15 protein-coding genes, 1 tRNA gene and 2 pseudogenes are annotated in these 18,240 nt (G+C 45.9%); 5 read left to right on the top strand and 13 right to left on the bottom strand.

What is annotated here, in order from left to right:
- Positions 1–355 precede the first annotated feature (355 nt).
- From K8S15_14675 to K8S15_14665, 3 genes are all read left to right on the top strand, one after another.
- Positions 356–847, top strand: a complete 492-nt coding sequence (locus K8S15_14675; GenBank protein MCD4777277.1) for a hypothetical protein — start codon at positions 356–358, stop codon at positions 845–847.
- Positions 848–950: 103 nt separating this feature from the next.
- On the top strand, positions 951–2,576 hold the full coding sequence (locus tag K8S15_14670; protein MCD4777276.1) for a 4Fe-4S binding protein: 1,626 nt from the start codon (positions 951–953) through the stop codon (positions 2,574–2,576).
- Positions 2,577–2,648: 72 nt separating this feature from the next.
- Complete coding sequence (locus K8S15_14665) at positions 2,649–4,367, top strand: sodium-dependent transporter (protein MCD4777275.1); 1,719 nt, start codon at positions 2,649–2,651, stop codon at positions 4,365–4,367.
- Between the two features lie 77 nt (positions 4,368–4,444).
- Here the strand turns inward: K8S15_14665 and K8S15_14660 are convergent, their stop codons facing one another.
- The 9 genes from K8S15_14660 to K8S15_14620 form a co-directional block, all read right to left on the bottom strand.
- The gene (locus tag K8S15_14660; GenBank protein MCD4777274.1) at positions 4,445–4,990 is read right to left on the bottom strand and encodes a zf-TFIIB domain-containing protein; all 546 of its coding nucleotides are present in this window, start codon (positions 4,988–4,990) and stop codon (positions 4,445–4,447) included.
- Positions 4,987–6,189 carry a CoA ester lyase gene (locus K8S15_14655; GenBank protein ID MCD4777273.1) on the bottom strand — a complete coding sequence of 401 codons (1,203 nt, stop codon included), beginning with the start codon at positions 6,187–6,189 and terminating at the stop codon, positions 4,987–4,989. Before K8S15_14655 ends, K8S15_14660 begins: the two co-directional genes overlap by 4 nt.
- Positions 6,190–6,235: 46 nt before the next feature.
- The gene (locus K8S15_14650; GenBank protein MCD4777272.1) at positions 6,236–7,372 is read right to left on the bottom strand and encodes a sulfite exporter TauE/SafE family protein; all 1,137 of its coding nucleotides are present in this window, start codon (positions 7,370–7,372) and stop codon (positions 6,236–6,238) included.
- A gap of 84 nt (positions 7,373–7,456) precedes the next feature.
- Positions 7,457–8,119, bottom strand: coding sequence for a hypothetical protein (locus tag K8S15_14645; GenBank protein MCD4777271.1), 663 nt, complete (start codon positions 8,117–8,119; stop codon positions 7,457–7,459).
- 2 nt (positions 8,120–8,121) lie between these two features.
- Positions 8,122–8,640: a hypothetical protein gene (locus K8S15_14640; protein ID MCD4777270.1), complete on the bottom strand. Its 519-nt coding sequence runs from the start codon at positions 8,638–8,640 to the stop codon at positions 8,122–8,124.
- Positions 8,640–8,885, bottom strand: coding sequence for a 4Fe-4S binding protein (locus K8S15_14635; GenBank protein MCD4777269.1), 246 nt, complete (start codon positions 8,883–8,885; stop codon positions 8,640–8,642). The genes K8S15_14640 and K8S15_14635 overlap by 1 nt, the downstream gene beginning before the upstream one ends.
- Positions 8,872–9,219 carry a 4Fe-4S binding protein gene (locus tag K8S15_14630; GenBank protein ID MCD4777268.1) on the bottom strand — a complete coding sequence of 116 codons (348 nt, stop codon included), beginning with the start codon at positions 9,217–9,219 and terminating at the stop codon, positions 8,872–8,874. The genes K8S15_14635 and K8S15_14630 overlap by 14 nt, the downstream gene beginning before the upstream one ends.
- On the bottom strand, positions 9,102–9,554 hold the full coding sequence (locus K8S15_14625) for a 4Fe-4S binding protein (protein ID MCD4777267.1): 453 nt from the start codon (positions 9,552–9,554) through the stop codon (positions 9,102–9,104). Before K8S15_14625 ends, K8S15_14630 begins: the two co-directional genes overlap by 118 nt.
- 38 nt (positions 9,555–9,592) lie before the next feature.
- Complete coding sequence (locus tag K8S15_14620; GenBank protein ID MCD4777266.1) at positions 9,593–10,414, bottom strand: 4Fe-4S binding protein; 822 nt, start codon at positions 10,412–10,414, stop codon at positions 9,593–9,595.
- 170 nt (positions 10,415–10,584) lie between these two features.
- Here K8S15_14620 and K8S15_14615 point away from each other — a divergent pair.
- Positions 10,585–10,676: transfer RNA gene (locus K8S15_14615), tRNA-Ser, on the top strand.
- 723 nt (positions 10,677–11,399) lie between these two features.
- Here the strand turns inward: K8S15_14615 and K8S15_14610 are convergent.
- A pseudogene (locus K8S15_14610) lies at positions 11,400–11,675 on the bottom strand (recombinase family protein).
- Positions 11,676–11,903: 228 nt separating this feature from the next.
- Positions 11,904–12,353 (bottom strand): annotated as a pseudogene (locus K8S15_14605) (recombinase family protein).
- A gap of 1,354 nt (positions 12,354–13,707) precedes the next feature.
- On the opposite strand from K8S15_14605, the gene K8S15_14600 reads away from it, so the two are divergent.
- Positions 13,708–16,083 carry a hypothetical protein gene (locus K8S15_14600; protein ID MCD4777265.1) on the top strand — a complete coding sequence of 792 codons (2,376 nt, stop codon included), beginning with the start codon at positions 13,708–13,710 and terminating at the stop codon, positions 16,081–16,083.
- A 97-nt stretch (positions 16,084–16,180) separates the two neighbouring features.
- On the opposite strand, the gene K8S15_14595 is transcribed toward K8S15_14600, so the two are convergent.
- Both K8S15_14595 and K8S15_14590 read right to left on the bottom strand, forming a co-directional pair.
- Positions 16,181–16,897, bottom strand: coding sequence for a hypothetical protein (locus K8S15_14595; GenBank protein MCD4777264.1), 717 nt, complete (start codon positions 16,895–16,897; stop codon positions 16,181–16,183).
- Positions 16,888–17,316 (bottom strand): hypothetical protein, encoded by a 429-nt coding sequence (locus tag K8S15_14590; GenBank protein MCD4777263.1) that lies wholly within the window; start codon positions 17,314–17,316, stop codon positions 16,888–16,890. Before K8S15_14590 ends, K8S15_14595 begins: the two co-directional genes overlap by 10 nt.
- Positions 17,317–18,240: the final 924 nt, after the last annotated feature.

Below are 18,240 nucleotides of genomic sequence, written 5' to 3'. Positions count from 1 at the left end.
GTCCGGACGAGACTCGAACTCGCAACTTCCGGCGTGACAGGCCGGTGCTCTAGCCAATTGAACTACCGGACCACACAGAGTAGGGTGTGGAATATCTGAGATTCAGGGCAGATGTCAAGGTTGTCTGTTTCAGAAGATGTTTACCCGGAACAATTCACAGGTATATTTGTATAGTATGATAAAGTGTGAACAATTCATTAGGGGTAGAAGACAGGAGTTCAAATTGAAACTGACAGGAATAATTCTTATAGGCCTGATGAGTATTGGGCTTGCAAGCACTATTGAAATCGGGTCTGCATCGATACCATCAAACCATCCATGGTGCGGCACTTGAGAACCTGATGCCCGCTACCAGGTGGTAGTACTCGCAAGCGAAATAGGAGACGCTATAGAGATAGAGAGCTTCTCATGGAAAAGAAGTGTTGGGGGAGAGCCTCAGGGTTCCTATAACGATTTGAAAATCTACATGGGCCTATGCAGCAGCAATCAGCTGGGGCTGAACTTCGATGATAACTATATAACCGGCACAAAGATTCTTGTATTGAGTTCATCGTTGTATACTACTCCTTCCGTGAATCCCAACGAGTGGTTTGACATCGTGTTTGATACTCCTTTCTGGTACAACGGACAGGATAATCTATTGATCGAAATCGAATGGTCGTCTGCAGCCGGCAGTGATGCTCTTTATTCATGGCACTGGGATGGGGGAGCCAACAGATGTATCTTCGGGCGTTACGGTTCCTCGGCAGCTCTTTTTCCCAAAGTTGAGGTTCCAAATTTGCGTCTAAACGGAACTCTATCCCTGACGAATTCAACCTTTGCCCGGATTAAAGCACTTTTCATGTAACGATGACTTCATTTCCGGTCGCCCCTTGGCTGCGGCGACCGGTTTCTCTATTATTTATCGAATATCTTTCTATACTAATCACGGCTTTGGAAAGACGATATAGATGAAATCCTCCGGTGTTCTTATTCTCACGCTTTGTTCAATTCTGCTGGCATCCTGTCCCCTTGGTTTCCCACCGGATGAAGCCTGTCCGTCCGAAAACCCTTCATGCGCTCTTTTTACTGATGAGAATGGAGACGGTCTTTGCGATAACCCCGGACCTCAACCTTCAGCTGATTATGACCCGTCAGAAGAAGGTTCTCCCTCCGACTCGTCCGAGACTGTTCCGGACAGCCTTGATATGGAACCAGTTTCTGTCACTGACAGTCTTCCTGAGAATACAGTGGATGAAATGCCTTCACCGAATGACACTGTTTCGCAGGAGGAAGCCATTGAAATTGAATCTCCCGCAGCCGAACCAGCTGATGCATACGCCCCAGGCCCGGAATACTTATCCGAAGGTAACCAGGTAACAATCCTTTCTGATGCTGAGGGTGATCTTTTCTGCATTTATCCAGGACATGAAAGAAATGCTGAACTATCACACATCGTATGGGAGATCGCGGAAAACTTCACAGACTCTTCGATTGTCACCGAGGAGATTCAGATCGAGATCTCCCGGGACTCGGTATCCGTCGACACTGTGACTATAGAGACAGTAAGCACTTCTGTATTATCCTGCCCCCTTGGATACTTACCGGAGGAAGCCTGTCTTTCTGAAAATCCTTCCTGCGCTCTGTTCACCGATGCTAATTCTGATTCGTACTGTGATAATCCGGGAATGCTGTCGGACTCTACTTCAGCTGTCAACGTACATGTCTCCGGTATGACGTACAGTCTTATACCTCTCGCAAGCGGATGTCCGGTGGGACTTCCGCCGGAAGCTGCCTGCCCGTCATCTGACAACGCGCTTTGCCCCCACTACATGGGTCTGCAAGGCTGTGTGAACCCGTCCGGTGGAGGTATGAGAAGAACTCTTATCGTTCTCTTCGCTACCGCTGTTCTGCTTCCAACAGCTACTATTCTGAAAAAACGCTTGAGAGGAAGGAGGAAAGAAGACAGGCGAAAACGCAAAATAGCCCATATTTCGGTTCAAATATCATCACTTCTTGTACTCGGTTTTCTGGTTCAGGGGTGCTTCTGTCCTCTGGGCGTAATCCAGTACGCGATGCTTCCCGGTGGTTTGGTCTTCCTGGGGGGGCTGGGGATAGCCGTTCTTATTCTGCCGATGCTGTGGAGTGCTTTTTTCGGCAGGATTTACTGTGGTTGGGTCTGTCCTTTCGGAGCTCTTCAGGATCTTCTGGGAAAACTTCATGTCCCGAGACCACCTAAATTCTCCAGCAAAGTTCATTCTGTCCTATCGGGTCTCAGATACCTTCTTGCGCTACTGTTCTTTGGTCTCATTATTCTTGCAAGCAGCGGCCAGTTCGAGAGTTTCAAGTCGGTAGCGTTTTTCTGCAGATACGATCCGTTTCATACGTTTTTCTCTTTCTTCATGATTGGATCCTTCACCGGCGCAATTGTCGCAATGAGTCTTCTGGTGTTTTTTCCCAGGATTTTCTGCAAGTATCTATGCTTCTACGGCGCCATTCTCAGTTTTCTCAGCAGAATCGAGCTTTGGAAGCGCTTAACGCATAAACATCCTTCCGCAACACGAAACGATGGAAGTAAGAAACCGGCAGCCCCTTGACCTGACCCCTCTTCACTGTGCAGATAATCACTGTTGGTAAAAGCTATCGTAAAATAGGAAAAGGGGAGAGTAGTGGCTGGAATTAGAGAAACCTGGAACAGCAGGACTGCATTTGTCCTTGCTGCCATAGGTTCTGCCATCGGCCTTGGCAATATCTGGCGTTTTCCATACGTCACATATGAAAACGGTGGCGGTGCATTTCTTGTAGCGTATTTCATCTGTCTTTTCCTTGCGGGTATTCCGCTGCTGATGCTTGAATTCAGCATCGGCCATAAATTTCATCAGGCTGCGCCCGGCTCCTTCAAAAGGATCAGCCCGAGGCTGGAGTGGTTCGGTTGGTTCGCGGCAGGTGTAGGATTCATCATCGTCACCTACTACGCCATTATCATGGCATGGAGCGTAAACTACACCTACGAAGCCGCCACTCTTGGGTGGGAACAGGAGGAAGGCTTATACGCCGATGTCCAGTACGCCATAACTGAAACGGATATTGAAGATATGGCTGTACTTACCGATGTCCCTGATTCCCTTCTGGGAAGAACCTTTACATCTCCTGTTTCAGCTGATCAAGGCATTATATGTGCTGATCCTGCAGATCCTGAAGGATTCGGAACAATCCTCGTGGCCTTCGGGGGACATCTCTATGGATTCAACAGTGTAGGCGACGCAAATACTTTCATGGGTTCGCCGGGAGATTTCTTCTTCAATGATTTTCTTGGAGTGACTTCCAGCCCATGGGATATGGGTGATTTCAAATGGCCGCTCTTCATAGGATTCACCTTGGCCTGGATATGGATAGTGGCTTCGGTCTGGAAGGGCACCAAAACTGTAAGCAAGGTGGTGTATTTTACCGTTCTGATTCCCTGGTGTCTTCTGCTCCTTTTCGTAATCCGCGGGCTGACCCTGCCGGGGGCAGGCACGGGAATCAGGTTCTACCTGACCCCGGTCTGGTCGAATTTGATGAACTCGAAGCTATGGCTTGCGGCTATTTCCCAGGTATTCTTCAGCCTCAGCGTTGGCTTTGCCATAATGATAGCTTACGGAAGCTTCCTCCCTAAGAAAACCAACATTGCCGCAAACGCTATGATCATTGGTATTGCTGACGCGCTTACCGCTTTTTTTGGGGGGCTTGCCGTATTTTCCGCTCTCGGGCATCACGCTTCATCACTTGGTGTGCCTGTTTCGCAGGTGGTGTCATCGGGGCCTGGCCTTGCTTTTGTGGCCTATCCTCACATCATCACCACCCTTCCGGCAGCAAGAATCTTTGGAGTTCTGTTCTTCCTTATGCTTCTGACACTGGCGGTGGATTCAGCCTTCAGCCTGCTGGAAGCTGTCACTGCTTCTGTGAAGGACAAATGGAACACATCGCATAAGAAAGCCAACCTGATAGTCGGCGGTCTTGCTTTCCTGCTGGGGCTTCCTATGCTTACCGGCATGGGTATCCATATCCTCGATATAGCCGATCATTTCATGAACAGCTTCGGCCTTACACTGGTAGTGCTGGGTGAGGTTCTTATAATCGGCTGGGGAACCGGGGCAGATGAACAGAGGCAGTATATCAACAGCAATTCTAGCTTCAACATAGGCCTCTGGTGGAATATCTGTATACGGTGGATAATTCCGATGGGAATACTCTGGATGATATTCAGCGAGATTCAACAACGAGTGGTTCCCTACGGCAGTTTCAGCCTCAGATCACAGGAATTCATCTTCGGCTGGCTGCTTATAATTCTGCTGCCGATAGTCAGCGATCTCCTGGCAAGCTCCAAAGGAAGCAGTGAAATGAAGTGATGACAGCTTTGGGTGGCTGCCGGAAAGGACGAACAAGCTGCCTTTGACGTTCAGCATCCGGGCACACGTGAATTAAATCAGGCGAAGGGGCTCCTGAAGTTCTCTATGATACGGGCAAGGGTTCTGTGTTCAGCAAATACACGATACTCAAGTAGTTTTATAACTGTTTTGAAGTGCTTCCATTCCTCACCGAATTTTTCGCTGGTACCTATCAGTTCTTCGGCTTCCCGTATGCTTTCCTTAAGGAAATCCGAAGCTGTCATGTTGTCGATATCATGCTCAAGCACCTTTATAATCGTGGAAAACTCTCCGCTGTCCAGCCAGATTCCACCACATTCTCTGCAGTAATCAATCTGAACCCCCGTATCAGCATACCCCACAGAGGCCATCATCTCTCCGCACGAGGGACATCGTACAGATTCCCTTGTCACATGAAACCCTTCGGTATCCTTCCAGAGATTGATCTCCATCCAGGCAAGGTCGCTGTCTGCCTTATTCCTTGCCTGCCTGAGTTCATTCCTGTCAAACCAGCTTCCTCCGCAGGCAGGACAGGTATCGATTCTGACTCCCTGAAGCTCCGAAGCTTTCAACTCTATATCATGGCATTTTGGACAAAGCATCATTCCCTCTCCTCTTCCTGCCAGTTAACCGAGATCAAACCCAATCTGATGGCATTATCTACAACTACCTGAGCTTGCTTTGCTACCGGAGGGTCGATCATTTTCGAGCCAAGCGCAATAGCTCCCAACCCTTCAGAGGCAGCCTGTTCCATTGCCAGAACTATCCTCCTGGCTTTATTCAGAGATGCTTTGTCAGGTAGAAAAGCCTCATTAATTATTGGTACCTGCTGCGGATGAATGCATCCCTTTCCTACAAAACCAAGCTCTTTTGCCCGTTTTACCGACTCCCTGAGCCCTTCATCGTTCTTCACGTCCGCATAGACTGTATCTATGGGCTGAAGCCCCGCGGCTCTCGCCGCAAGTACGATAAGGCTTCTGGCGGTGAAGCTCTCCGTTCCTCTGGCTGTGGGAGTAACTCCCATCTCAGCGGAAAGATCCTGCAGGCCGAGAGTAAGGGCTGCCGATTCTTCGGGGGTTGACCCGGCAATTTCAAGGGCATTGAACACCCCCAGGGGACTTTCTATTATCGGCATGAGCCAAATTACGGATTCCCGACCGCAGAGTTCGGAGACTTTCTCCACAATATCCCTGACTACGGAAACCTGATCGGCCAGTTCAACCTTTGGAATGAGTATATGCTGAACCGGCTGTGGTACAATCCAGTCGAGATCATCAACAGCGAGTTCTCCCTGATTAATACGGACCATCACTTCCATTCCGCCGAAATCAAGGTTCGCCAGTGCATGCGCGACCATTATTCTTGCTTCGAATTTTCTGTCGGGTGATACGCTGTCCTCAAGGTCCAATATCACACCGTCCGCTCCTGAAGACAGAGCTTTTTCCATGAATCTTGGCCTGTTTCCAGGGACGTAGAGCCTTGATCGTCTTGGAATGTTCCTTCCAGAAGGTTCTATATCCACCGCAGGAGGAAGAGGTAAAAAATCGTTTCCGAGCACTTTTCTGGCCGCGGCCTCAAATCGCGCTGCCGCAACGAATGGAGCCGCTCCGTTGTTATCAATTTCAACACTTCCTCTGGAAATGCCCATTCGATCCGCAGTCTCCCGAACCGAATCCTCAAGGATCCTGGAGGATTTTTCTCCGTTTATTACGATATGTAGCTCAGTATCACTTATTTCGTAGGAGATTCTACAATCGGATTTAACCTTTGGGCCCGAATAACCGCACGAAGCTTTGTCTGACATATCTGCTCCTTAAACATCAAGTATCAAATATCGCAACATTGCTAATCTAATGAGGAATATCACAGGTTGAACACTCCGAAGGAGCACATGTCAGAGGATTCATCATCAGGAATACAAACCCGGAGTCAGGATGACACCTGAAACTGTACCTTCCCAGAAACGACTGAATCCCTCTTACCCTGTCAGCACAGTAAGGCTGATATTCCACTGCAAAGGTTCTCATGTGCGTATCCTCCAGGTATTCAGCAAAGGCTTCCTGCCATCGCGCCGTTCCGGCTCCGGACCTGTCGTCAACCCAATGCGGAACTATCACAGCGGAAAACCCTGGAATTGTGGTCACTGTTTCCCGCCAGCTGGCTTCGGTTGCCGCCACTACTTTAATTGGAGGCAGCCCATCCATCACTATATCTTCTGCAAGCTGATTTCCCATATCATCCTCATCATTTGAGAAGGATACAATGTACAGCGTATCCGCATCCTCTATGGAAAAGATGGAATCTCTGTCAGATTCTGCTATTTCAGATGTTTTTACAGCATCCTGGCTGTAATGATATCTAAGAGAGGGCTGTGTAATCCAGGTTACAAGGCCCCTAACTCCCATGGCTCCGAAATAGATCGCTACCACTACCGCTATCATACGGGCGGCCTTCGTGATCCAGCCCTTCATTGTAAGAATCCCGAACAGGGCAAACGGCAGCATATAGGCAGTAGTTCCTATAAAAAACCCGATGAAGAGCATCATGCCGCTGAAAGGGCCGCTGGTTTCAAAGGCTACCGTTACCGCTATCAGGAAGGCCGGACATACAGAAAAGCCTGTAAGAACACCAAGCAGAAAAGGACTACTGGTGACCTTCAGCACCTTCCCGGCATGGCAACCTGTGCATGTCTTGCGAATCCGTACGACGGATAAAAGCAGATAGAGGGCAAACAGTATATATCCCGCATAGGTGAGAGGTATCCGTACCGTGGCCGGTATCGCTCCTCCAAGCATCCCCACCAGGGCACCGAATATGGCGTACGATATGAACCTGCCGCCATTAAGCTTAAGAATCACCCACAGGGATTGAAGCCCTGTTCGTTTCTCGCCCATTAAATATGAAACGTATATGGGGCCGCATGTAGCGAGACAGGCGGTTCCAGTGGCAAGCCCCAGGGTCAGCCCGGCACCTAAACTATCAAACAAATAACTTCCCTCTCAGTGAAATATTTCACAGGGACATTGTGCAATGTCCCTGCAAATCGGAATTGTTCTTTTTCAAAGAGCCTGTCAAAAATTGAAAGAACCCGGATAGAACTCGAGCCCTGCCCGCAGACGCCACCAGTTTTCGTTCTTCGCAAGGTTGGTTCTTTCCTGTTCCACTATGCCCCATATCCGTGCGGCAGTTCCAAACTGATACTCAAGCCCCGGACCGAAGATATACCTTTTTCTGTCATGACCAGCACCCGCGACCGATGTCGGAGTAACACGAGCTTCAGCGTCAATTAGAAGGGAAAGACCTCTGTAAAGGTTGATCCTTGAGAAAATCCCCGCACGCTCAGTTCTTATCGATGATCTGGAGAGTTTTCCGGATATCACTACAGCGGAGGGAATTTCACGGTTCCTCAAAAACCTGTAGACTATTCGGGATTCAAATGAGGTGCATGCTGCTCTTGTTATGCCATCATCGAAATCTATGACCGACTCAAAGGTTGTATTTACCGATACCGATGGAATGACCATCTGAACCAACCTGACCCTTGATGTAAGCCTGTCCGCAATATCATGATTATTGAAATCAGAGCCGTCGTAAAAGGAATATGTCACATCACCACTGATGAACATGTTTGAAGGAAGTGATTGAGGCACAGTGTAAAGTGCAATATCTAACCTGCCCCAAGTTGATTCGTAATCAATTAAATCGGAATTCGTCTGATGGTACAAACCTGACATGCTTAATGTAAACCCCGATATTTTGTAGGACTGTCCGGCACTAATGCGAGTTTCAGTCCAGGCAGCCTCAGATCCCTGTTCCAGTACAAACCTCTTGCGAAAAGATGACCAACCTCGAAAAGATTCGCTTCAAGGGAAAGGCCTGGTCTTACGAAACCCTCTCTGTAAGCAACTCCAGCCTGAATGGGAAGAACCATTTCCGGTTTGTTGTTTCCAAGATCAACAGTCCAGCAAACATCAGGATTTATAGTTACAGGCCCGGCTTCAATGTTAAAGTCTACATCTGTCCTGCTGTACGAATTCAGTACCCTGGGAACAATGCCGGTACTGTCTTCATGGGAATACCTTTCGTGGATTACAAGGCTCCAGCTACCTCCTTCGAGCAAGCCCCCAAGATCAAACCCGCCTTTTTGGAGAGAAAGGCTGTCCCCTCCTGTCTGGATATTCATCCATCCATCAATAGAAACAGCCATCGCCAGTGCCGGAAGAAGAAAAAGAACAAGCAATATTGTGGCTTTCATCAGTATATCGCTCCTTCCGGACATTCCTCAACGCATCTGTAGCAGAAATGACACAGTGAGGGATCGATAACCGCATCACCATCGATAACTTCGATTGCATTGTAAGGACAGACTTCCACGCATTTGCCGCACCCGGTGCAGTCATCGGTATTAACAATAAGCTGAGTGCTTTCCACAGGCCCCTCGCAGGAAATGAACAGAACTAACGCAGTTGCAACTGCGACGAATACTTTAACGTATCGCATCATAGCTGCATACCCCCTGACAGAACCCGCAGCCTATGCATTTTTCCGGATCAATGTGAGACTTCCCGTCGATTATTTCTATTGCCTCCACAGGGCATACTTCAACGCAGTCTCCGCATCCAGTACATGCGGAACGGTCAACCCTGAAGAAGGTGTCGGCAAATACTACCGTTGCAAGAATAAGTACGACAGTTAATACAAGTATCGCTTTTCGGTTCATTGAACTGATCCCTGGATGAACACCTCTATACCTTCCCCATTCACCCCGAACAGGCCGTACTGCAAATCCGATGATGGAGAAAAAATAGCATCCACCGGACATACGTTCACGCATATTCCGCAGGCTATGCACAGATCAGCATTGATTACAGCTTTTCCGTCCGTATCTACTGTTATAGCGTCCGTAGGACATTGATTTATGCATATACCACATGCAATGCATTTCTCAGGATCAACAACGAAAGCTCCCGGAATTTGAACCGAAACAGGAAAGTCTCCGCTGGAGTCAGGATATACTGTAGCAAGAATCACTCCCCAATCAGAATCCTCCGTTTCGTACACTGTCTCCGAACAGCGGATAATAAGAGATTCATAGGTGGATTCAATCGGGTCCCACTGTATAACACTTCCTCCGGCATCCTGCGAATAGGAAAGGGAACCGGCAGCCATGGACACCGTTATCAGAAGAATCGCCGGAATCAGTACTTTCATTCCTCCACCACCTCTTTCATTATTGACCAGAGCCCGTACTCATGGCACTGAATAAAGCACTGGCCGCAATTTATACAACGGTCATAATCGATATGTACAAGACCGGAATCCTCCCCGGGGGTATTCCAGTCCGGTGTGTACCAGATAGCGTCAACTGGACAGCCGGGTCCGCATGAATCCAACAGTATGTAACAATTGTAAGCACAGTCACCGCACCAGTTTTCCCTGTTCGCGTATCTTAGCCTGTAACTACCTGAAGTGGAAACTACTTCAGACTGTGTATTCCCAGAGCCCATGGCTCTGATGGCAAAGTAGTATGCCTGATCGAAGCGGCTGTCAGTAATAGCGTTGACAGGACATACTTTTACACACTCTCCGCAGGCTGTGCATCTGCTAAGGTCAATAACAGCCTTGCCTTCAATCAGACTCATTGCGTTCTGAGGGCAGGCTTCAACGCAAAGACCGCACGATATGCATGTATTCTCAAAAACTTCAGGTTGCACCTGCACATGTGCAACAATATTGGTACTGTCACCGGCGGGAACTGAGTCTATTCTCAATGCGGTACCCCAATTGGAATCGTTAATGGGATGCGGTGATATTCTGATATCGTACCACTCGGCATCGTCTGCCGCGTTCCAGCTTAATGTAAATGTGGATGTTTCGCCTTCTACAATTTCTCCATAGGTATAACCGGTATCCACCTGCAGTTCCGTGGTTAAATCCGGACCGGAGCCCGGCACCTGGTCCTCAGGCAGACAGGAAGCCATAAGCAATGTTACTGCTAAAATGGCAAAGGGCACGCCTGGATTATTCAATTGACTTCTCCTTCAGAATTTATGGATTTACGGAACTATAACTTTGCAGGAGTTTGATGTCAGCAACGTATATTCATATAAAAACAATAGGTTATTTTGTTCCAGATGTAAATTCCTGATATCGGACCCACTTGCTGAAATCACTTCCTCAAGGCATATTCACGTCCCGTGGAGGGGTGCCGGAGCGGTTGAACGGGACGGTCTCGAAAACCGTTGACTCCCTATGTGGAGTCCGTGGGTTCGAATCCCACCCCCTCCGCCAGTTTACAAAATTTCCGGAAATCTCCGAATCTTCAGAAAATGACTCGCGTTCCGCGAGTATCTTCCAAGGCATAGGATATTCAATCTGCAAAACTGGATTCGTCTTCGATCCGAGAGAGTTGAAACTCTTGAGTCCAATTGCAGAAGAGGCTTCTGAGTCCGGAAACATCGGTATAAAGGCTGATGAGCTGTCTTTCTTTGAGCTCAATCCCCCAGAGTCCACGAGTGGGGACATCTGTCCCCGACTGGTTTTGCGCTGTCCATCCGCAATCTGTAATCCAGAGTTTAGAGAGCTAATCGAAGAAAGTGGGGAGACAAGTCTGAGGTTTGAACCGATACTTTTGTGGAAATCTTTCAGATCCTCAAGATTCTCAGTCCAGGCGGTTGAACCTGCTTCATTGGAAGCACTTATGAAATCCCGTGCAGGTTTAAACCGCGAAGCTTCTCCCGCTTCATATTCTGCAATCTTAGAAGAGAGAGTTATCTTCTCGAGTACATACTGTTCCTTGCGAGCGGTGTATTCGTCGCGAGTAAGGGAACCGTCCAGGTAGATGTCGAGAAGGCGCTCGATCTTCGATTGCAGATCGGCAAGTCGATGCTTCTTTGAACTGATAATATCCTGTGCTTGCTCCATCTCTTGATGCATCAGTTCATCGATCTGTGAATACATCCATTCGGTACAATGATCCGAGAGGGAAACACGGAGAACACTCTGGCGCAGAAGGGAAGTCAGAGCTTCCTCGCGAATTGTTTTAAGGCTGCATGGACCGCGCCGCTTCCCGCAATGGTAGTAATTGTGCTTTTTCTGGGTGCCTGCGGTAATAGCGCAGCCGCAATGTCCGCATGTGATAAGCCTTCGAAACGGAAAACGCTCATCTTTTCGGTAACCACCCCGAGAGTTCCGTTTGAGAACTTTCTGAACCTTTCCGAACAATTCGCTGGAAACTATGGCTTCATGTTTCCCTTCGTGGATCTCACCCTTGTACCGGAACAATCCAATGTAAAAAGGATTCCTGAGTATGAAGGGGATCTTGCTCAGAGCAATCGGCTTGCCGCTCTGGCTGTTAAGTCCCCAATCGATGGACATCTTTCGCACCTCTGAAGGCGTATACTTCCCTGTTGCGTATACCTGAAATAACTTCTCAACTAGGGGAGCTTTTACCTCATCAATATCAATACAGTGTTTCTGTCTGTTGTTCAGGTATCCAACGGGAGCCCAGCCGGGATACTCCCCGCGCCTGACCTTTTCCCGTAGTCCACGCCGCACATTTTCGGAAAGATTGTCCACGTAGTACTTGGATTGTCCGAAAGCGATCTGAAGCATGAATTTGCCCTGGGGAGTATCCTCAAACCAGAATGTCGGAAATTTCAAGGACTTCAATTTGCCGGTATCCAATGCGTATATGATTCTACCGCCGTCAATCGAGTTACGAGCCAAACGGTCAGGATGCCAGGCAATAATACCGGTTACTTCACCGGATTCGATTGACTCCATCATGGCATTGAATACCGGTCGACCAGGATCCTTAGCGGTTTGTGTTTCGATGAACTCCTGCTCAATGGTAAGACGTTCTTTCCGGGCAAATTCTCTAAGTTCAGACAGCTGCGCATCAATCGAGAGCATCTGCCGTTCTTCGCTGTCTGATGATTTTCTCGCATAGAGATAATATTTCACAATGCTCCCTTCTTGTTTCTGAAGATTTCAAGTACTCTATCTTCTATGTTCTATCTCATGATAGATAGTATACATATGTATACCCTATTTCACAACCTCTTAACAAAAGAGCGCTGCTCTTTGCCCCACTTTCTTCGATTAGCTCTCTAAACTCTGGATTACAGATTGCGGATGGACAGCGCAAAACCAGTCGGGGACAGATGTCCCCACTCGTGGACTCTGGGGGATTGTGCGCAAAGAAAGACAAGCCACTCAGCGCCGGACTCCCCTCGAATAGCTCATCATCAGCCTTTATACCGATTCTACCAGACTCAGAAGTCTCCACTGTATTCGGACTCCAAGGTTTCACTTCTCTCGGATCAAAATCAGATCCAATAATGCAAATCCAATACCCGATGCCTTGGAAAATACTCGCGGAACGCGAGTCATTTTCTGATAGTGCTGAAAAATCTGAGAATTTGGTGAACTGGCGGAGAATTTTGAATCGGGTGATAACCTTCTTTGCGCAAGAATATCGAGAGAATCAGTGATTTATAGAAGATTTCGGTAAAAGCACGACCGCAGCGCACCGCTGAGGTTCTGCCGACTGTGGTGCGCTGCTCTCCACCTCCGCTCCGCGGTTTGCACAGCTTATGCTATGCTCATAAGCTCCGCCAACCGCTCCGCTCCGGGACTGTCGACCGCCCCACACATCACGCACACTTCCAGCTCGTGGAGTTCAGCGCGGGGCGTCCTCCGGCTGCTCCGTCCCTGGACACTTTCCAGCGACTCCGCAGGAGTTGTGACCTGCGGCCACCTCTTCGCCGCCACTGGCGGCTTATATCTCGCTCTCGATATTTTTCCGAATTTGTGCAGGCTGCATCATGGATTATTCATGCAAACTGCAGTTTTGCATGTCTATTATTTCTATCATCAAAATCGAACCACGGTTGCTTCTTAAGTTGCTCCGCGACTGTATTTTCAAAAGCATCTTGGAGTACCTGAAACTGTGCTTCTACACAAGGCGCTTCCCTCTGCATTTCTATTCAATTCAACATACGAACTAATTGCTTTGACAGTTTCTGTTAAGCCTCGACTACATCCGTACATAGTGTACATATGTAAACCTCTTTAAGTCAGGTTATTCTCATTGACAATGATATACTAGAACAATTAGTCTATAAATGTTAAAGAAGGAATTTGATTTAACAGATTTCTGTACAGTCATTGTTCGCGCCGCGCTACGCGCGTCTCGAACAAATCGTTGGACAGAGGCACTATCTCAACTTCGCTGGACAGCTCAGACTAGCGTCCGAGTGCCAGCTCTGTTATCTATAGGATAGTCCAACTCAGCCGTTCTTTAATGCATTGGAGAAAAATGACAAATCCAAATATAATGTACTGTCAGTACTCAAAAAGAAATTGCGAATTCGAAATTTCTTTTGAGAATGTGCATAAAGGATTCTTCATTTATCCTAGCAAACCAGCATTGATTGCGCATACTATAATGGAGGCCGTAAAGGACCTTCAGATTACTAATCCGTGCCAGAGTTGGATGTCTTGGGAACAGTTAAAAACTACTGGCCAAATAGTATTCTGTTCGATCTGTGAAGCAATAAGACAATCCGAACGAGTTATTGCAAATATCACCACACTTAATTTTAACGTAATGTTTGAATTAGGTTTTGCAATAGGATGTCAGAAAGCCGTTATACCTGTTAGAGATACCAGTTATGAGCGCGATCAGCATTTATTTGAACAGCTAGGTATTTTCGACGTTCTCGGTTACAAAGAATTTGAGAATAGCAAAAATCTTAAGAAAATCGTACTGGACAACCTAAATGTGAAACCAATTAAGCTAAATGTACATGTAATTGATAAAAAACAACCTACGTTTGTGTTAAAGAGTCCATATGATACTGATGGTAGTATTCGTTTGCATTCTGCATTGAAGAAATCCTCTCTTTATCGTTTTCGTGTTTTTGATCCCCGAGAAACTCCTCGATTATCATTGCATGAGGCTCACCATCAAATAACTTCATCTCTTGCAGTGATTGCTCATCTGGTAGATCCAAATAGACGAGATGCTATCACACATAATGCACTCTGCGCTTTTGTCTGTGGTATGGCTATGGCCATGGGGAAACACATACTTATGCTTCAAGAAGGATATACAAGGCAACCAATTGATTATAGAGATGTAGTTATCCAGTATGAAAATATGAATACAGTGACATTAGCTGTTGAAAATTTTGTTAGAGCTGTTGCTAGAAGACTGTTTGATCTTGATACTATAGAGACAATACCTGTAGAAGGTTTTCTCGAACAGATAGATCTTGGAGATACTGCAGCTGAGAATGAAATTCGAATGCTCGATCAATACTTTGTTAGTACACCACAGTATCAACAGGCTAAACTTGGCCATGCTAGACTTGTTGTTGGCCGAAAAGGATCAGGCAAGACAGCCATCTTCTATACTGTTAGGCACTATCTTGCAAATGACAGAAGCATCTTCACATTGGACCTGAAGCCTGAAGGACACTCTTTTACTAAACTTCGCGAAACTGTAACCAATCAAATGTCTGAAGGGGTGCAACTTCATACGCTTACATCGTTTTGGAATTATCTATTATTACTTGAGATAGCAAAAAAACTACTTGACAAAGAGATAGAAAAAGCTTGGAGAGATCCGGGTACCTTGAGAAGATATGAAGAGTTTAAGAAAGAATATCTTAAACATTCTTTGATTATAGAAGGTGATTTTTCAGAGAGGATAATGGCATTAGTTAATCGCGTAATAGATGAATATCCAGAGGATTCGCAGGACCTGATAGACACTGGCAAGATAACTCAAATGATATATAAGCATGAAGTAAGCACAATAACTAAACTTATTGGCGAACGACTCAAATCTATTGGTGAATTGTGGCTATTATTTGACAATATTGACAAAGGTTGGACGTTACAAGGAGCAACACCAAGTGACGTGGCCGTAGTACGAAGTCTGTTAGAAGCTACAAGAAAATTACAAAGATCTTTAAATACGATGGGTATTGATTTTAAAAGTATTGTCTTTCTACGGAAAGATATAGCGGATTTACTCATTGAGTATACTCCTGATCGAGGAAAGGAACCCATAGCAAATCTTGACTGGTCTGATCAAATCCTACTTGAAGAATTACTATATAAAAGATTTCATAATGTTCCTGGACTTGAAGGGGAATTCAGAGACATCTGGGGTAAGTTATTCGATGCCCATGTTGGTGGAGAGGATTCATTTAGATATATCTTAACTCGATCCTTCTTTCAACCAAGAGCGCTATTAAATTTCGTTACAAAGGCTATACACATCGCTGCCAGTAGAGATCATAAAAGAGTTCTTGAAGATGATATTCTAACAGCTGAAATTGCGTACGCGGAGGATATGTTTAATAGTGTACGACTAGAAATAAGAGATGTATATCCGAGGCAACCAAAATTGCTTTATTCTTTTCTTGGACAGGATTCTATACTTTCACAGGAAGATCTATATCTAATTCTTATGGAAGCGGAAATCGCAGAGGATGAATTTGAATCTGTATCTGATTTGTTACTTTGGTATGCATTTATCGGGATATTAGTTGGCGAGGATGAGCATTACTCTTACCAAGTTGGCTATAACCTTGAGAAGTTGAAAGCATACTGCGAGAGTCGATCGAAATCTAATATCAATTACGTAATTCATCCTGTATTCCGCAAAGCAATTAGTATATAGATCACTCAGTTTCACTTGACTGCAGCATGCTCTTTAGTACGCTGGAGGCAATTCCACTGCAGCTGCTGGTTAAAATATCTATTTCCTCCTAGTTGCACTAGCTAACAGGTGCAATACATCCTTGCAGCAGGTTGGACAAAATCCCACAGACGATTACTAGCTCCTCTTCTTCGTTTTGATATACATTGTATAACACTATACCTCCATCAATACTCAACATCACTGTATGAGTACCACCGTCAATTTCTAATTCAATGATAATATTTCGGAGTTCACCAATAGATTCTGCGTGTCTAAATTCATCACTTTGATCTACTTGATGCCCAAAAACACCAGTTGCAGATATGTTTCGTTGACGCATTGAACCAAACCATGCACCCCTAATCAGTGTAAGACTGGGCCTAAGGGATGCGAAATCAACTACAGTAGGTCGAGCAGTAAATCCGGGGATTTTATTATTCACTCTAGTCACAAAATCACTGGCAACTTTCTTCTTTGTTCTAATCAACAATGGTCTGAAAGTCCCATTTGATGTTGATTCCGCAATGAACATCCTGAACTTGTACGGTGATACGAATTCACGGAATTCTCGACCTCTAGCACGTCCAAGGTATTGTAGGCGTACAAGAAACTCGTGGAACACATCATATCGGATAAACCCGGAAACCGAGTGAGCAGAAGATATTACGACACTGGTAGACGTCACCTCAATGTTTTCTTCTACATCGTTCAACAGACTGAGTTGATCCTCAGTCTCGAAGCTATCGCGCAGCGGGAAATCAGTGGAGGCATATATCTGATAGGCTACTGGCATGACAGCATCTCCGGTATACGGAAAGCAAGTGCTGCTGAGACTGCCGATCTGAAACCCTCAATTGAGTCAGATACTACTGTAAGGTGCTCCTTTGCAACTACAACTCTACTTTGCTTAGTCCGCGAAGGTACTAGAAATTCTATCTTAAAGTCCCTTACCATTTCTAGGTTAAACTGTTGTAGATATAGCCCATAGAAAGGATTTCTTTCTGGAAGCGTAATCTGCATAGCATAAGAAGCCCATCCAGCACCCAGCTTTCTACAGGATTCCTCAAGAAGTGGTAATAATTCGCGATTCAGGAAGTTCCGTGAATCCCGATATCCAACATTTATAGGTAGTATTGATATTACTACTTCATTTTCCTCCAAGTTTTCAGGGAGCAACTCTTCTCGAATGGAGGGATGATACAACTCTATCACAAACCGCCTCATAAGACGTACGACAACACGGTCCTCACTCTGTGAAATAATATTTGATCCGTCTCCTGCCCATTGAATGAGGCTGCTCGCTAAACTTAAAGGAGATGTAACATCACGAATCTCTCGAAATCGAACGTTAAGATCCCAAGAGGCGGGTGTATTCAAAACAGTAAATCGGATCTTTGCTATCCAAAGATATAATCGCGGTGATTTGCGTACTACAATAGGAAGCAAAGCAATAACTACAATTAATATGTTTACTAATGTTTGTATAGTGGAACCAAAAACCAACAGCAGCGCTATTGTAGATAATACAAAGATAACTCCAACAATGACATAAAAGCGCATATAGATCCACCTTCCTTTCACATTTCGCTTCAACTACCATATTCTCCTTGTTCAGCTTAACGCTTGCGCTTAGCTGAATGCAAAATCGTTTTTGTTACACCCTGCACAATTCCGCTACAGTCTTTTGCTAATTACTAATATTCGTTGTACTAATTCGTTCCGCTTACACTACTAATGATAGCCTCTTGAAGAATGAATCACCAGTTCCATAGACGAATGAGATTTTCTCTGTTCTATTTACTCGGATTATTTGCCTTTTTGCTTGGAATTACTTTTGTGCTTTTGATGAGTCAGTCAGGTGTTGAAATATCAATTTTCGGTGTTTGAGTTGTTGTCAGATTGACTGCTATTTCTTCGAACTGGTGATGGCCGGATTCTGTCGAGTTAGAAAAGTGTCCATTGACATCATCAGTAAACATACGTATACATAAATAGATGTTTACACAGTTTAGAGGAATCGTTTTAAAGCGACCTTGACATGCATTGGATACCTTACAATTTTGGAATATCAATTAGAACCCGGATTCAACTCGTAAGTGCAACAAAACTGGTTTGTACTGGTGGGTGAGCTGTTGT

Source organism: Candidatus Aegiribacteria sp. (assembly GCA_021108005.1).
Taxonomy (GTDB): Bacteria; Fermentibacterota; Fermentibacteria; order Fermentibacterales; family JCC-6; genus Aegiribacteria.
The sequence above is the reverse complement of the archived record's forward strand: the minus strand, read 5'-3'. Positions and strand labels throughout refer to the sequence as shown.

Excerpts from the sequence above, each read along its gene's own strand:
- K8S15_14670 (MCD4777276.1), top strand. The coding sequence starts at position 951 with ATGAAATCCTCCGGTGTTCTTATTCTCACGCTTTGTTCAATTCTGCTG.
- K8S15_14660 (MCD4777274.1), bottom strand. The coding sequence starts at position 4,990 with ATGATGCTTTGTCCAAAATGCCATGATATAGAGTTGAAAGCTTCGGAG.
- K8S15_14625 (MCD4777267.1), bottom strand. The coding sequence starts at position 9,554 with ATGGCTGCCGGTTCCCTTTCCTATTCGCAGGATGCCGGAGGAAGTGTT.
- K8S15_14595 (MCD4777264.1), bottom strand. The coding sequence starts at position 16,897 with ATGCCAGTAGCCTATCAGATATATGCCTCCACTGATTTCCCGCTGCGC.
- K8S15_14600 (MCD4777265.1), top strand. The coding sequence starts at position 13,708 with ATGACAAATCCAAATATAATGTACTGTCAGTACTCAAAAAGAAATTGC.
- K8S15_14655 (MCD4777273.1), bottom strand. The coding sequence starts at position 6,189 with ATGTCAGACAAAGCTTCGTGCGGTTATTCGGGCCCAAAGGTTAAATCC.
- K8S15_14630 (MCD4777268.1), bottom strand. The coding sequence starts at position 9,219 with ATGCGTGAACGTATGTCCGGTGGATGCTATTTTTTCTCCATCATCGGA.
- K8S15_14645 (MCD4777271.1), bottom strand. The coding sequence starts at position 8,119 with ATGTCAGGTTTGTACCATCAGACGAATTCCGATTTAATTGATTACGAA.
- K8S15_14640 (MCD4777270.1), bottom strand. The coding sequence starts at position 8,640 with ATGAAAGCCACAATATTGCTTGTTCTTTTTCTTCTTCCGGCACTGGCG.
- K8S15_14635 (MCD4777269.1), bottom strand. The coding sequence starts at position 8,885 with ATGCGATACGTTAAAGTATTCGTCGCAGTTGCAACTGCGTTAGTTCTG.